Raw genomic sequence first — 13,198 nt, forward strand, 5'->3', positions numbered from 1 at the left:
CGATGACGCCCCGCATGAGGTCAGCCGCCGTGACATGGCCACGGCGCAGTTGATCTCGCTTGCCAAACGCCACCCCTATGCAATGATGGAACCGTTCAGCGCAGACTGCATGTTTGTCTGATATTTTATTTTGCGCTGCAATTTTCCGGACAGGAGGCCTGCTTGAGCGAGCCGCTTCATCCAATCGCGCCTCACCATCTCCCCGGCTTTATCACCGCCCCCGGCGACACGGACGTGCTGATGGTGGTGGTCGGGATCATCCTGATCGGAGCCGTTCTTTTCGTCGGCAACATTTATCTGCAGATCCATTCCCTGCCCGAGCGCATGGCGCACAAATCGCAGAAACTGCAATTCGAGATCGTCGCCGTCCTCTGCCTTCTCGCGCTCTTTACGCACAATCACCTGTTCTGGGTGATCGGGCTGTTTCTTGCCATGGTCGATCTGCCCGATTTCAGCACACCGCTGCGCAGCATTGCAGGTTCGGTCCAGAAGATGGCTGGAATTCCGCCGGAGCCCGATCCATCCGAGAAGCCGCCTGAAATAGCGGCTCACACCGCTCCTGCGGACGGGCCCGACACGACGAAGGATCCTGTCGGCAAGAGCGAGGCGCAAGGTCATGCTTGAGCTGATCCTCTGTTCGCTTTTGACAATCTTTCCCGATTATCTCTATCGCCGCTACGCGCAGGGCAAGAGGCTTGGCAAAGAGATCACGCTGTTCTCTGTCTGGTACGAATTGCGATGGGGTATCACTGCATGTGTAATGCTGACCGTCGCCCTGATCACGATGATTTTCTATTTTCACCCGTCGACCACGAGCGCGACGTTGTACTTCCGAACCGTACCGATCATTCCGGATACCATCGGACGCGTCGCCGAGGTTCATGCCGATTTCAGCGCCCCCGTGAAAAAGGGCGAGGTGATTTTCAGACTGGACAGTTCAAAACAGCAGGCCGCACTGGAAACGGCGCGGCGCAAGATCGCGCAGATCGACGCATCCATGGTGTCGGCGCAGGCGGATATTCTGAAAGCGGATGCCCAGATTCAGGAAGCAAAGAGCGCGTATCAGCAAGCGGCCGAAGAACTCGATGTTAAACGCGAGTTGCAGAGACGAAGCCCCGGCATGGTTCCTCAGCGCGATATCGAAAAGCTGGAAGTCGTCCTCGCCGGGCGCCAGGCTTCCGTGGATGCGGCAAACGCTTCGCGGCAATCCGTGATGGCCCGCGTGACATCTCTTCTTCCTGCGGAAAAGGCCAGCGCGGAGGCTGTACTTGCCGAGGCGCAGGTCGATCTGGACAAAACCTTCATTCGCGCGGGAGTTGCAGGCCGCGTCGAGCAGTTCACATTGCGGCCGGGCGATATCGTCAATCCGATCATGCGATCCGCCGGCATCCTGATTCCGGAAGGCGCGGGAGAGCGCGCACTGGCCGCCGGGTTCGGGCAGATCGAAGCGCAGGTCATGAAAGTCGGGATGGTGGCCGAGGCCACCTGCATTTCGAAGCCGTGGACCATTATTCCGATGGTGATCACCAGCGTGCAGAACTACATCGCAGCGGGCCAGGTCCGCGGCGGCGATCAGCTCGTCGAAGCGCAGCAGACGCTGCGACCGGGCACCATTCTCGTGTTCATGGAGCCTATCTATAAAGGCGGTCTTGAAGGCGTCACGCCGGGCAGCAGTTGCATCGCCAATGCCTATACCAGCAACCACGACGTGATTTCCGCGAGGGAAACCAGCGCCTCAAAACGGATCTGGCTGCACGCTGTCGATGCGGTGGGGATCGTGCATGCGATGCTGCTGCGGATCCAAGCCCTCCTGCTTCCCGTCAAAGCTCTGGTTCTGAGCGGGCACTGATCGCCTCCTTTCCGGCCGAGAGATCGGAGGCAGGCGGACGCTTGCGTCCGCCCATGGCAGAAGCACCATGGTCACATCCGAAGGCGGACCTGTCGAGCGATCGAACCCTGAATGACGCATTTGCCCGGCGCCAATTGCAAAGTCCCCTCTTCAACTGCTAGGTCGTCATTCAGAAATTTTTGCATATCGCTTGGAGGACTGAACAATGGCAGACGCCGATCTGGATGTGGTCATCCGGCAGCTTGCGAAGCAGCAACACAAAACTCTGACGGCAGTCGTCAAAAAGCGACGTGATCGTTACAACTCTCTCGCCGTGAAGGCCAAGGACGCCGAGGCGAAACAGCGCTATCGGCAACTTGCGAAGGACGCGCAGGACCTTGGCACGGCGGCGGTGAAGCGGCTGCAGATGTCGGCCGATAACGCCGCATACAGCTACGCCCGCGCGATCCGTCAGGCTGTCGAGGCCGCCGCCGCGAAGAAGCCGGCACCCTCCGTGAACAAACCCGGCAAGACGACTGCGAAGAAAACCGCCAAAGCCAAAGCTGCCAAGTCTAAACCTGCCAAGACCAGGGCCAAGAAGACCAAAGCCTGACCGGCGCTTCGAGCGCGTTCGCCATGCCCTCTTCCCCGATCACTTACGACGATTTCGCCAAGGTCGACCTCCGCGCCGGCCGCGTTCTCGAAGTGCTGCCGTTTCCGAAGGCGCGTAACCCGTCGTGGAAAGTCCGCGTCGATCTCGGCGAGATGGGCGAAAAGTGGTCAAGCGCGCAGATTACCAACTACACGGCCGAAGAACTGATGGGCTCGCTGGTGGTGTGCGTGTGTAACTTTGCGCCGCGCAACATCGCGGGGTTCATGTCGGAAGTTTTGATCCTCGGCGCGCCCGATCAGGACGGGAAGGTCATCGTGCTATCGCCGCGCAGTGCTCACCCCGGCACCGTGATTTCGCCGGGTGCGAAGGTTTATTGAATCGGCGCGAAGCAGTTTTGGCCTGCGTGTCAGCCAGAGCGGCGGTTGCTGGTGTTCTGCTTGACGTTGGCGCGAGCACCCTGCTCGTCGATGTTCTGCTTCTCGTCGTCGCGATGACCCTTGGTGGTATCGATTTCGGCGTCCGGCGCGCTGCCGGGGCCCTTGTGACTCTGGTTTTCCGGCGGAACGGGTTGAACGGTCTTGGTCATGATCGGCCCTGAGTGTCTGCGGTCTGGTAGTCAACACGATGCTGCCCGGCGTGGTTCGGGGCGTGCGACTTAACGTCATGCATCCGCACGCGTCAGGTTGACGCGTGCGGATGCGACCACCTCGTCCCTTGCATGCAAGTCGAAACAATCGAAATCAGATTTGAAAGAGTTCGGTAAACCTTATGACAGACGCGGCTTGATCGGCCTCCGGTTCCCAAATAGGTACCGCCTCGTGTCTGGGAATGAGCGATGGCCGAAAACAAAACCAAAAAATGTGTGCTGGATTTTATCGCTGCCTTCTACGCCGGCAACATCGCGGCTGCAGAACAATGCTGCGACAATGCGCTGACATCCCTCACCTACGCGCCAGTGGACATCTTTCCTCATCATGGCCTTAAGGAAGGCAAGATGTGGCTCGCACAGGCGGTGCGAATCCAGCATGAGCGCTACTCGGCGCGAAATTATACGCTTCAATCCATAGTCGTTGACGACAACAAGGCTGCGACGATGGTCGAGGCTCGCCTGACCAAACACGCCGACCAGTGCGTTTTGCAGTTCATGATCGCGGAATTCTTCACGCTGCGCGACGGTCTCATCCTCGAACACCGCGCGTTCTTCGACTCGCTCGATTTCATTCAGCAGTTGCTGGGGTGCGATCTCACCGCCAATCTCGCCAGCCAGGTCAATTTCGCGATGCGCGGCTAAGCGCCGGGCTGCCCAGCTGCGAATCCGACTGCTTAACACTTTCTAAATATTGCGGTTTCCGCATACCGCCGAACAGGCCGCTACGCCACGTCTGCGCGGCGGGCATTTGTGCATTGCAATAAGTGTCATTGTGCAAGTGCGAAAAGATTGTATCTCAACGCCAATAATTGAAATGCAGTTTGCCGGCAGCGCGCCCATTCCCGCACAGCCGCTGCCCGTTTACGTATCGATATCAGGACTTAAGCCAATGACAGAGCACAGCCTCTGGCGTTTCTCGCGCGCGATTCATCTCGCGCTGAACGACAACTCCACCAGCGATCTGGAATCCATTCTCGATGACAACATCGAGTGGACGATTTACGGCCCGATCGACATGTTTGGATTTTTCGGCACCCACCGCGGCAAGCCCGCCGTTCTCGATGTGGTTCGCAAGATTGCCGACACCATCCGCCTGGTGCGCTTTGATCGCGAAGCGGTGATGCTCGGCGACGACACGGCGGCATCCCTGATGCGATATTCGCTGACCGCGAAGGATTCGGATCAGTCGATCAGCGTTCGCCTTGCTCATTTCGCGCAGTTCAAGGCCGGGCGCCTTTCGAACATGCGGGTGATCGTCGACACGTTCGATCTGGTCGAGCAGGCACTCGGCCGCCCCATCCATCTGCCGAAGATCGCCTAACAAACCTCCCTCACTGATAACGAAAACGGCCCTGCATATTGCAGGGCCGCTCGGGTCGAATCATCGTGTTGAATACGCCTCACCCGTCACGGACGGATGACGATCGCCGGGCCGTGCGACCGATGACGATGCACGTCGCGTTTGTAATGATACCGGTGGTGACGATGGCGCTCGACACGATACCGCGTCCGCTCGCGATGCCATCCGTTGTTATGATGATGACGATGTACGCCGTCGCGAATGACAACCGTCTGCGCTGACGCCGGGACGGCAACGCAAATCGCCGCTGCCGCTGCAATAGCCAAAGCAATTTTCTTCACTCAACCTCCTCCGGAAACCGATCCGTTTGTTAATGCGCAGGACAATGTCCGAAGCGCGGATCGGTTCCGAATGAAATGACCTATGAACCCTGCAAGCCTTCAACGCGACACAATTGGAACAAGGTTGCAGCCGATCGACGTTCATCATCTTGTGAGGAAACGATCACAAAGAGATGCGCAGACTGGGCGCAGAAAGCTGATATTAACCCGCGTCGTTCCACCTGCCTGACGAACACACGCGCCGTGAATCGTCGGATGAGCTGCATGATTTCGAAATTCGCCATGTCTCCTGAAGTCAATCCTCGCAAACTCAATTCCTCGCTCGTCCGTTCACGCGGACCGATCTTCGCTGTGACATGCGCCGCCATTCTGCTGTGCGCCGCATCGGCTCGTGCACAGGACGGAGACCACGCACCGGACGTCGTTCAAGGTCAGGTCCAGGACAACCAGAACAACGCCGAAGATCAGACCCCGGATCAAATCCAGGATCAGGCGCACGACGTCGCCGAGGCCAACCCGTCGGATCGGATCGCGGTGCCGGACGACATCGACTGGAGCCTGCTCAACTCGGACGTCACGGCGCTGCCCGGAAAGACGCCGAAGAATCGCGCCCCTGCGGCCGGAACACCCAGGGCTCACGCGGACTGGAAACGATCGGACAATGACGACGGCTCGTCGGCCGTCTCGGTCAGGCGATCGATCATTCCGTTCTGGGACGCAAAAATCGGCGCGGACATGAATGTCGCGTCGTCTCCGGCAACGAGCGCTCAGGAGGTGCTGACACGCAAGATCGACGGCGCGGATCCCTACGCGCAATCCAGGGGTAGCGCCTGGGCCGGCATGACCGCTCCCGGCGTCGGCACCATCTGGGACAAGACCACGATCGAGGCGCGCATCGATCCATCCGAAGACCAGACCATGTTCGGCACCGCGATCAGCAAGTCACTGCCGCTTGGCAGCGGCCAGTACGCGCTCATCATGCAAAGCGGCTACAGCCTGATCCAGCAGGGCAACTCGCCGCTCGCGAGCATCGCCGGGCAAGCCGGCCGCAATATCGCCATCGACAACTCCGCGCGGCTGAACGTTCTCGGGACCGGCACCAGCCTGATGGCGGGACAAACGCTATCGACCGCCGACGACAGATGGCTTAGCCATGTGGGCGCCGAACAGAAACTGTTCGGCGGTGTCAGCGTCACCGCCTCGGTCAGCGAGACAGCCGAGGGATATGCGGAACGAAGCCTGAAGGCGGGGTACAAGTATAGCTGGTAGCCGGCCAGCCTCGTTTGCACTTTGTTTACCCTGTTTACTTCAGTGAATCGCCAAACCCTGCCGTCAATCGGCCGCTTTCTGGTCATGATCCGCAGTAATCTGGCACCGTGACTTCGTCGTGCGGGGACATCCGCGCTCGCTCACCGCGAACCTTAAGGAAAAACAGCCGATGACAGCCATTCGATCCGAAATGCCTGAAGCAACGGAAGAGGATGCCAATCTCGCCGCCGTCTCGGACGTCGAAGCCGGGATTCGCGATTTCGTCCGCAAGGACATTGCCTATCTGCGTCGGGCGCCGTCCGCTCTCAGCAGCGACGCCTCGCCGGACGTCAAGGCCGATGCCGATGCAGCGGTGAGCAACGTCAACACCCTGATCCAGCGCGTTGCCGGCGCGTCGGTCAGCGAAATCGAATCACTGATCTCTGAACTCGATAGTCTGCGCAGCTTCATGCACAGCGAAGGTCAGCGCGTTCAGCGCGAGTTGGCGAGCTTCGCCCAGCTCAGCCAGACCGCGATGAAATCGACGCGGATGATCGCCGACAATCTCGCCCAGTGGAAACGCGGTACCCCCGCCGAACCGCAGGAATAAATCTCCCTGGTCCGGGCGACAGCCCGGCTTGACCGCCGCGCCCGTAACGGGCCGCGGCGGTTTTCTTGTTTCCCGCTGAACCTTTCCCTCCGCCACCGCGACATAGATCAAGCGCCGGCACCGTACGGCGCGCTGCGTATGCGGGGCGACCATTGTGAAAATCGTGAAGACCACCCACACCGATCCGATTCCGCTGACCGAGCAGCGGCCGCACATCGCGACCATCCTGATGCGTTTTGTGATGTTCCTGACGCTGGCGATCGCGGTTCTGCTGCTGGCCTGGGCCGGATAGGTCCACAGCACTTTCACACGAAGCCATAGCGGCTCGCGTCAAGAAACCACGTTCACCAACCAACAGCTCCGCGTCTGATTCCATCAGACGCGAAAAGGCTCAGGTTGGCCTCCGTGCCATGAATCCGGACGCGATGAATGAATAGACCCGTTCGCCGCGCTGGTTGGTGCCGGTGTTGAAAAAACTCACCAGCCCCCATTCCGGCCGCGACTTCAGCGGACGCATCGCGACGATTTCCGAGTCGTAAGTCACCGTATCGCCGGCCAGCACCGGCTTGATCCACTTCAATTCCTTGAAGCCCGGCGACGGCCCATTAACGATCGGTGGCTCGCCGCGCGCCGCGCGCGCCTCGGCTTCGCGCTGGAAACTCCCCATTAGAAGTTTCATGCACACCGCGCTGACCTGCCAGCCCGAAGCTGCCAGCCCGCCGAAGATCGACTTGCGGCCAGCTTCCTCGTCGAGATGGAACGGCTGCGGATCGAACTGGCGGGCAAATGCCTTGATGTTCTCCGTGGTGAAGGTGAACGATCCGATCGGACGACGATCACCGATCTTGATGTCTTCAAAGTAAGGCATTGCCGATCGTCCTCATTTGACGCCGACGGCAGCACGCCGCAAAACCATGATCGGAATGTCCGCCGTCATCAGTGTGACACCCGCGGCGTTGCTCATCGTGTTCTTCAACTGGACAAAACCGATGTCCGAACGGCTTTTCGATTCGCGCTTGCTCACCACCTCCACTTCCAGCGTGAGATCGTCGCCGGGCCGCAACGGCGACATCCAGCGCACCTCGTCGACGCCCGGCGCACCGGCGGAGGCAATACGGTTGATAAATCCGTCATAGGACATGCGCATCAGGATCGCGCAAAGATGCCAGCCGGAGCCTGACAGACCCTTCAGCATCGAGCGGTTGGCCGCCTCCTCGTCGAGGTGCATGGGTTGCGGATCGAACTCGGTGGCGAACGCGATGATGTCCTCGCGCGAGACATGGTGCGGTCCGAACGTTCCGAGATGACCGGGCTTGAAGTCCTCGAATGTCAGTTTCATGCTCGTGGTTTCACGTGGCTGGTGCCCGATTGTGGCCGTTATTGAAGGCAATCTCAACCCGCACCTGCACGGAGCCGAGCGCGGGGATATCCGTGGCTATCGCGTATTCACACAAGCATCGCGCGAGCTATGACTTTCAGCGAACCACGCGACATGCGACAATGAGCGCGAGCCCCGTCATTCACGTAAGCAGATCGGCGCGCGGCAAATGGCGCGCAATGACATTTGGCGTCGGCTTGAACGACAGACCGGGAGAACGAGCGATGTTCGACATCAAGGATCTTTTTCAGTGGGACCGATTCATCACCCCCACCATCATCAAATCGTTCTACTGGCTGGTCATCGCGCTGGTCATCCTTTTCGGAATTTCCGGCGTATTCACAGGCCTGATGCAGATGGCCGTCAGTCCGTTCGGCGGCTTTATCCTGGTGCTGTCCGCTCTCGCAGGGGTCGTCGTCGGCGTGGTGTTTTCGCGCATCGCCGCGGAGTTCATCCTGATCATCTTCCGGATCAACGAGCATCTTGGCGCCATCCGCGACCGGGAGCGCGAGCGGCAAACGTAAGCGGGCTTCGATCCGCGTCATCCTGAGGCGCCGAAGCGCAGTGAAGACCTCGAAGGGCAATGCCGTCGGATGTGCTGTCATCCTTCGAGACTCGCCGCAAAAGCGGCTCGCACCTCAGGATGAGGTCCCCTTTACGTATTGAACCGGAAATGCATCACGTCGCCGTCGGCGACGACATATTCCTTGCCTTCAAGACGCAGCTTGCCGGCATCACGTGCGCCGGCCTCGCCGCCCAGCGCGACGTAATCGTCATACGCGATGGTTTCGGCGCGGATGAAGCCCTTCTCGAAATCGGTGTGAATGACGCCCGCCGCCGCAGGGCCCTTGGTGCCCTTGGTGATGGTCCAGGCGCGTGCTTCCTTCGGGCCGACCGTGAAATAAGTGATGAGATGAAGCAAATCGTAGCCGGCACGGATCAGACGATCGAGCCCGGCTTCTTCCAGTCCCAGCGTCTCAAGAAAATCGACGCGCTCCTCGCGCGACAGCGTCGCGATCTCGGATTCGATCTTGGCGGAAATCGCCACCGCAACCGCGCCTTCCTTCTTGGCGTGCTCGAACACGGTCTGCGAGAAACTGTTACCCGTCGCCGCCGAACCTTCCTCGACGTTGCAAACGTAAAGCACCGGCTTCGAGGTCAATAGTCCGAGCATCCGGAACGCGCGTTCCTCCTCGAGCTTACGCTCGAGAAACCGCGCCGGCTTGCCGTCGCGCAGCAGCTTCAGCGCACGCTCCACCAGATCGAGTTGCTCCTTGGCGTCCTTGTCGTTGCCCTTGGCCTTTTTCGACAGGTTGTTGACGCGCTTCTCGAGACTGTCGAGATCGGCCAGCATCAGTTCGGTCTCGATGGTTTCGATGTCTGCCAGCGGCGCGATCTTGCCTTCGACATGGGTGACGTCGGAATCTTCGAAGCAGCGCACCACATGCGCCACCGCATCGACCTCCCGGATGGTGGCGAGGAACTGGTTGCCGAGGCCTTCGCCCTTCGACGCGCCACGCACCAGACCGGCGATGTCCACGAAAGTCAGCCGCGTCGGGATGATCTGCGCCGACTTGGCAATTTCAGCCAGCTTGTCGAGGCGCGGATCCGGTACAGCGACTTCACCGACATTCGGCTCGATGGTGCAGAACGGATAGTTCGCCGCCTGCGCCGCCGCTGTTTCCGTAAGCGCGTTGAAGAGGGTGGACTTGCCGACGTTCGGCAGTCCGACGATGCCGCATTTGAATCCCATATCCACTGTCCTTGCGAGGCGTCAGCCCCGGCTTCGGTTCGTCATACGCGGGCCCGACCCGTGTATCCATCTTCGCTGCGCGATGGATCGCCGGATCAAGTCCGGCGATGACAGCCCATTTTATTTGGCGCCGTTTGCGGTACCGTTCTCATCTTCCGGACCAAGCCCCTTGGCCTGCATCGCAAGATGCACCTTGTTCTGAAACGTCGAGTCCTTGCCCGTCGCAAGCAACGCGGCGTTTTCCGCGACGATATCGCACAACCCTTCGACCCACGGCCGCTCGCTCTTGGCGAAATCGTTCAGCACGTGGATGTGCACCAGTTCCTTGACGCCGGGATGCCCGACGCCGAGGCGGACGCGGCGATACTCGTTGCCGACATGCGCCGAGATCGAGCGCAGGCCGTTATGTCCGGCGATGCCCCCGCCGACTTTGACACGCACTTTCGCCGGCGGCAGTTCGATCTCGTCGTGAAACACCACGATGTCGTCCTGCGTCAGCTTGAAGAAATTCGCCGCCTCGCCGACCGACCGGCCGGACTCGTTCATATAGGTCGCGGGCTTCAGCAGGATGACGCGCTCGCGATCGAGCGTGCCTTCGGAGGTCTCGCCCTGAAAGCGACGGCGCCACGGTGCGAAACCGTGACGCCGCGCAATCTCGTCCACGACCATGAACCCGATGTTGTGCCGGTTGCCCTGGTACTTCGTGCCGGGATTGCCCAGTCCGACGAACAGGCGCATGGCGCGGGCTGTCGCTTACTTCTTCTTGTCGCCACCAGCGGCAGGCGCCTTGGCGGCACCGGCTGCGGGAGCGGCACCGGCTGCGGGGGCAGCCGCGGGAGCAGCACCGGCTGCGGGGGCAGCACCACCGGCCGCGGCAGCGGCAGCGGCTTTCTGCTCTTCGGCGTAACCCGACGGCGGAACGATGGTAACCAGCGTCGCGTCCTCGCGGGTCAGCATTTTCACGCCGGCCGGCAGCTTGACGTCGCCAATATGCAGCGAGTGGCTGATGTCGAGCGAGCCGACGTCGGCCTCGATGTACTGCGGGATGCTGTCAGCCGAGCACTCGAGATCGATCGCGTGGGTCACGACATTGATGGTACCGCCACGCTTCACGCCCGGCGCCGTTTCGGCGTTCAGGATATGCAGCGGAACGCTGACGCGGATCTTGGCGCCTTGGCCGAGACGGAGGAAATCGACATGGAGCGGGAAATCCCTGACCGGATCGAGGGCGTAGTCGCGAGGAATCACGCGATGCTTCTTGCCGTCGAGTTCGACGTCACAGACCGTGGTGAGGAAGCGGCCGGCCTGAATACGCAAGCGCAGCTCGGCATCGTCCACCGAGATCGCGAGCGGGGGTTGGTTGTCTCCATAGATCACTGCCGGAATACGGCCAGCGCGACGTTCAGCCCGGGCGGCCCCCTTGCCGGCCTTCGGACGAGCGGTCGCCTTCAATTCCTTGACGGTCGCCATTGGTTAAGTCCTTGTTTTCGCAAAAGTTAAGGGCCGCATCGCGGCCCGGTTCAAGCGTTGCGGCAAGCCTCCAGGGGTGCGGGGGCCGCGAACGTGGGGGTTCTTAGCGCCAAAGCCCCCGAAAGACAAGGAAAGCAGCCGGTTTTTTGCCCCGAATGGACCCGCGACGCTATCGGGAATCGGCTCGGTCCGGACAATCTGGGTTCCGGTGTTCTCGGCCAGCAGATCTTTCAGCGCCCGGACGAACTGGCGGGAGGCGGCACCTCGGCGGCCATCCCCGGGCACGTAACAATCGTTCCTGTTACCACAATCATCTCAAACCTCGCCTGCCGGATATTGCCCGCCGGCCCAGCCATTCCACGAAGCCTCGCGGCCATCCGCCGCGTCCATTTCATTAAAATCCTAACTATCACGGAACCGTTTTGTCGAAATTTCTGGGTTAGCGTCCTGCAACCGCAAGAAGACTCAAGAAGAAGAAGACGTGAAGAGGACGAAATGAGTTTGGCAAACCGGTCCCCCGCCCGACGGCGCATGTTGCTCGCGTCCGACCGCGCCGACCGAAGCCGAGAACTGGCCAACATTCTGCAAAACGCCGGCGAGGTTGAACACACGTCAACCCTCAACATGCCGGAAAACCCGGAAGGCCGCTTTTCCGGCGTGGTCGTCGACATTGACCTTACCTCGGTCAACAGCATGCAGGTGATCCGCCGCAAGCTGATCGGCAAGGCCTATCAGGCCCTGCCGCGGCTGTTCGTGCTGGCCGACGCCCTGCATCACGAATCCACCCAGGCCTGGGCGCTCGGCGCCACCGATACGATTCGCCGACCGTTCGACCCCGAAAGCATCCTGCATCGCGTACGCTACTCCTTCCCCGAAACGCCGGACGAATTGAGCGAAAGCGAAGCCGCGCTCAGCGAAGGCGTCGCCGCCGCGCAGTCGGTGATGGTGAAAATCTTCGAGAAGTTGCCGGCGGGAAATCCGCTCACCCTCGACGACGTGATGCAGGTGGAGAAAGCGATCCTGAAGGCGCTGAAGCGATCGACGCTTCGCGAATGGCTGATCGCGGTCAACAAGCATCATATCCGCAGCTATCGCCATTGCCTGATGGTGACGGGCTACGCCGTCGCCTTCGCCCAGCATCTGAACATGCGTGAACATGACCAGCGCCGTCTGGCGCGCGCGGCTCTCATTCACGACGTCGGCAAGGCCTACATTCCACTGTCGATTCTCGACAAGCCGGGCAAGCTGACCGAACAGGACGAGATCGAGATCGCGCAGCATGCCCGTATCGGCTACGACGTGCTCAGCCGCCAAGGATATTTCCCGCGCGAAATGCTCGACGTCGTGCTGCATCACCACGAGCTTCTCGACGGCACCGGCTATCCGGATGCGCTCAGGGACGAACAGATTTCCGACATCGTGCGCATGTTGACCATTGTCGACACCTTCTCCATGCTGGTGGAAAAACGCGGCGACACTCCGCCGATGCACCATGCCGATGCGTTCGCCTTCATGGAGCGGATGACCGGAAAGCTCGACATGCAATTGCTGCAGGCGTTCCGCCCGGTGGCGTTCGGCGCATAAGCGCGGTCTCAGTTGTTCCCGTGCGCAGCTTCGGCGCTCAGGCCTCGGCGACCGGCCCTGCTTTTTTCTCGAGCTTGTCGAGGCGCGCCTTCAGCGCTTCGTTCTCCTCGCGGGCGAGCCGGGCCATGTCCTTGACCGCCTCGAACTCCTCGCGCTTGACGAGATCGAGATCGCGCAGGATTCTCTCGGCCTGATTGCGCACCACAGTGTCGACCTCGCGCTTGACACCCTGCGCGGCACCGGCCGCGTCGTTCATCAGGCGCGCGATCTCGTCAAAAAACCGGTTGCTGGTCTGCGTCATCGTCTGTCTCCGAAGCCCATGGCCACTCGTCACGAGCCCTGACAATGGGGATCGGCGCGCGCCGACGCAAGATGCAAAACAGGGTCTGTTCCGTGTCGTGACGGATCGCCGTCACGATCCTTG

At 60.6% G+C, this 13,198-nt stretch carries 19 protein-coding genes; 12 read left to right on the forward strand and 7 right to left on the reverse strand.

Annotated features, from left to right (window positions below; all coding sequences use genetic code 11):
• Positions 1-162: 162 nt before the first annotated feature.
• The 4 genes from ASC80_RS13205 (at position 163) to ASC80_RS13220 (ending at position 2,818) form a co-directional block, all read left to right on the forward strand.
• Positions 163-624, forward strand: coding sequence for a hypothetical protein (locus ASC80_RS13205; protein ID WP_056297725.1), 462 nt, complete (start codon positions 163-165; stop codon positions 622-624).
• Positions 617-1,849 (forward strand): HlyD family secretion protein, encoded by a 1,233-nt coding sequence (locus tag ASC80_RS13210; protein WP_056297728.1) that lies wholly within the window; start codon positions 617-619, stop codon positions 1,847-1,849. Before ASC80_RS13205 ends, ASC80_RS13210 begins: the two co-directional genes overlap by 8 nt.
• Positions 1,850-2,054: 205 nt before the next feature.
• Entirely contained in the window at positions 2,055-2,441 is a 387-nt protein-coding gene (locus ASC80_RS13215; RefSeq protein WP_056297730.1) for a hypothetical protein, read from the forward strand.
• 23 nt (positions 2,442-2,464) lie between these two features.
• On the forward strand, positions 2,465-2,818 hold the full coding sequence (locus ASC80_RS13220) for a tRNA-binding protein (protein ID WP_056297732.1): 354 nt from the start codon (positions 2,465-2,467) through the stop codon (positions 2,816-2,818).
• Between the two features lie 29 nt (positions 2,819-2,847).
• Here the strand turns inward: ASC80_RS13220 and ASC80_RS13225 are convergent, their stop codons facing one another.
• The gene (locus ASC80_RS13225) at positions 2,848-3,027 is read right to left on the reverse strand and encodes a hypothetical protein (RefSeq protein ID WP_056297735.1); all 180 of its coding nucleotides are present in this window, start codon (positions 3,025-3,027) and stop codon (positions 2,848-2,850) included.
• A 249-nt stretch (positions 3,028-3,276) separates the two neighbouring features.
• Between ASC80_RS13225 and ASC80_RS13230 the strand changes: the two genes are divergently transcribed.
• The 6 genes from ASC80_RS13230 (at position 3,277) to ASC80_RS24185 (ending at position 6,881) form a co-directional block, all read left to right on the forward strand.
• Positions 3,277-3,732, forward strand: a complete 456-nt coding sequence (locus ASC80_RS13230; RefSeq protein ID WP_056297738.1) for a nuclear transport factor 2 family protein — start codon at positions 3,277-3,279, stop codon at positions 3,730-3,732.
• 247 nt (positions 3,733-3,979) lie between these two features.
• Entirely contained in the window at positions 3,980-4,411 is a 432-nt protein-coding gene (locus ASC80_RS13235) for a nuclear transport factor 2 family protein (protein WP_056298910.1), read from the forward strand.
• 122 nt (positions 4,412-4,533) lie between these two features.
• Positions 4,534-4,671: a hypothetical protein gene (locus ASC80_RS23760; protein ID WP_156464389.1), complete on the forward strand. Its 138-nt coding sequence runs from the start codon at positions 4,534-4,536 to the stop codon at positions 4,669-4,671.
• Between the two features lie 324 nt (positions 4,672-4,995).
• The gene (locus ASC80_RS13240; protein ID WP_156464390.1) at positions 4,996-6,000 is read left to right on the forward strand and encodes a hypothetical protein; all 1,005 of its coding nucleotides are present in this window, start codon (positions 4,996-4,998) and stop codon (positions 5,998-6,000) included.
• Positions 6,001-6,169: 169 nt separating this feature from the next.
• On the forward strand, positions 6,170-6,589 hold the full coding sequence (locus tag ASC80_RS13245; RefSeq protein WP_056298913.1) for a hypothetical protein: 420 nt from the start codon (positions 6,170-6,172) through the stop codon (positions 6,587-6,589).
• A 154-nt stretch (positions 6,590-6,743) separates the two neighbouring features.
• Positions 6,744-6,881, forward strand: a complete 138-nt coding sequence (locus tag ASC80_RS24185) for a hypothetical protein (RefSeq protein ID WP_200941193.1) — start codon at positions 6,744-6,746, stop codon at positions 6,879-6,881.
• A gap of 99 nt (positions 6,882-6,980) precedes the next feature.
• Here the strand turns inward: ASC80_RS24185 and ASC80_RS13250 are convergent, their stop codons facing one another.
• Both ASC80_RS13250 and ASC80_RS13255 read right to left on the reverse strand, forming a co-directional pair.
• A complete protein-coding gene (locus tag ASC80_RS13250) occupies positions 6,981-7,457 on the reverse strand; it encodes a MaoC family dehydratase (protein ID WP_056297743.1) in 477 nt (158 codons plus the stop codon).
• Between the two features lie 12 nt (positions 7,458-7,469).
• Positions 7,470-7,928, reverse strand: coding sequence for a MaoC family dehydratase (locus ASC80_RS13255; RefSeq protein WP_056297745.1), 459 nt, complete (start codon positions 7,926-7,928; stop codon positions 7,470-7,472).
• Positions 7,929-8,191: 263 nt separating this feature from the next.
• Between ASC80_RS13255 and ASC80_RS13260 the strand changes: the two genes are divergently transcribed.
• A complete protein-coding gene (locus ASC80_RS13260) occupies positions 8,192-8,491 on the forward strand; it encodes a DUF4282 domain-containing protein (RefSeq protein WP_056298916.1) in 300 nt (99 codons plus the stop codon).
• 131 nt (positions 8,492-8,622) lie between these two features.
• On the opposite strand, the gene ychF is transcribed toward ASC80_RS13260, so the two are convergent.
• The 3 genes from ychF to ASC80_RS13275 form a co-directional block, all read right to left on the reverse strand.
• Positions 8,623-9,720 carry a redox-regulated ATPase YchF gene (ychF, locus tag ASC80_RS13265; protein WP_056297748.1) on the reverse strand — a complete coding sequence of 366 codons (1,098 nt, stop codon included), beginning with the start codon at positions 9,718-9,720 and terminating at the stop codon, positions 8,623-8,625.
• A gap of 120 nt (positions 9,721-9,840) precedes the next feature.
• Complete coding sequence (gene pth, locus ASC80_RS13270; RefSeq protein WP_056297751.1) at positions 9,841-10,458, reverse strand: aminoacyl-tRNA hydrolase; 618 nt, start codon at positions 10,456-10,458, stop codon at positions 9,841-9,843.
• A gap of 15 nt (positions 10,459-10,473) precedes the next feature.
• Positions 10,474-11,190, reverse strand: coding sequence for a 50S ribosomal protein L25/general stress protein Ctc (locus tag ASC80_RS13275; RefSeq protein ID WP_056297754.1), 717 nt, complete (start codon positions 11,188-11,190; stop codon positions 10,474-10,476).
• Positions 11,191-11,685: 495 nt separating this feature from the next.
• Between ASC80_RS13275 and ASC80_RS13280 the strand changes: the two genes are divergently transcribed.
• Positions 11,686-12,774 (forward strand): HD-GYP domain-containing protein, encoded by a 1,089-nt coding sequence (locus ASC80_RS13280; protein WP_056297757.1) that lies wholly within the window; start codon positions 11,686-11,688, stop codon positions 12,772-12,774.
• Positions 12,775-12,811: 37 nt separating this feature from the next.
• Here the strand turns inward: ASC80_RS13280 and ASC80_RS13285 are convergent, their stop codons facing one another.
• Positions 12,812-13,075: an accessory factor UbiK family protein gene (locus ASC80_RS13285; RefSeq protein WP_056297759.1), complete on the reverse strand. Its 264-nt coding sequence runs from the start codon at positions 13,073-13,075 to the stop codon at positions 12,812-12,814.
• Positions 13,076-13,198 lie beyond the last annotated feature (123 nt).

Source organism: Afipia sp. Root123D2 (assembly GCF_001425835.1).
Taxonomy (GTDB): Bacteria; Pseudomonadota; Alphaproteobacteria; order Rhizobiales; family Xanthobacteraceae; genus Afipia.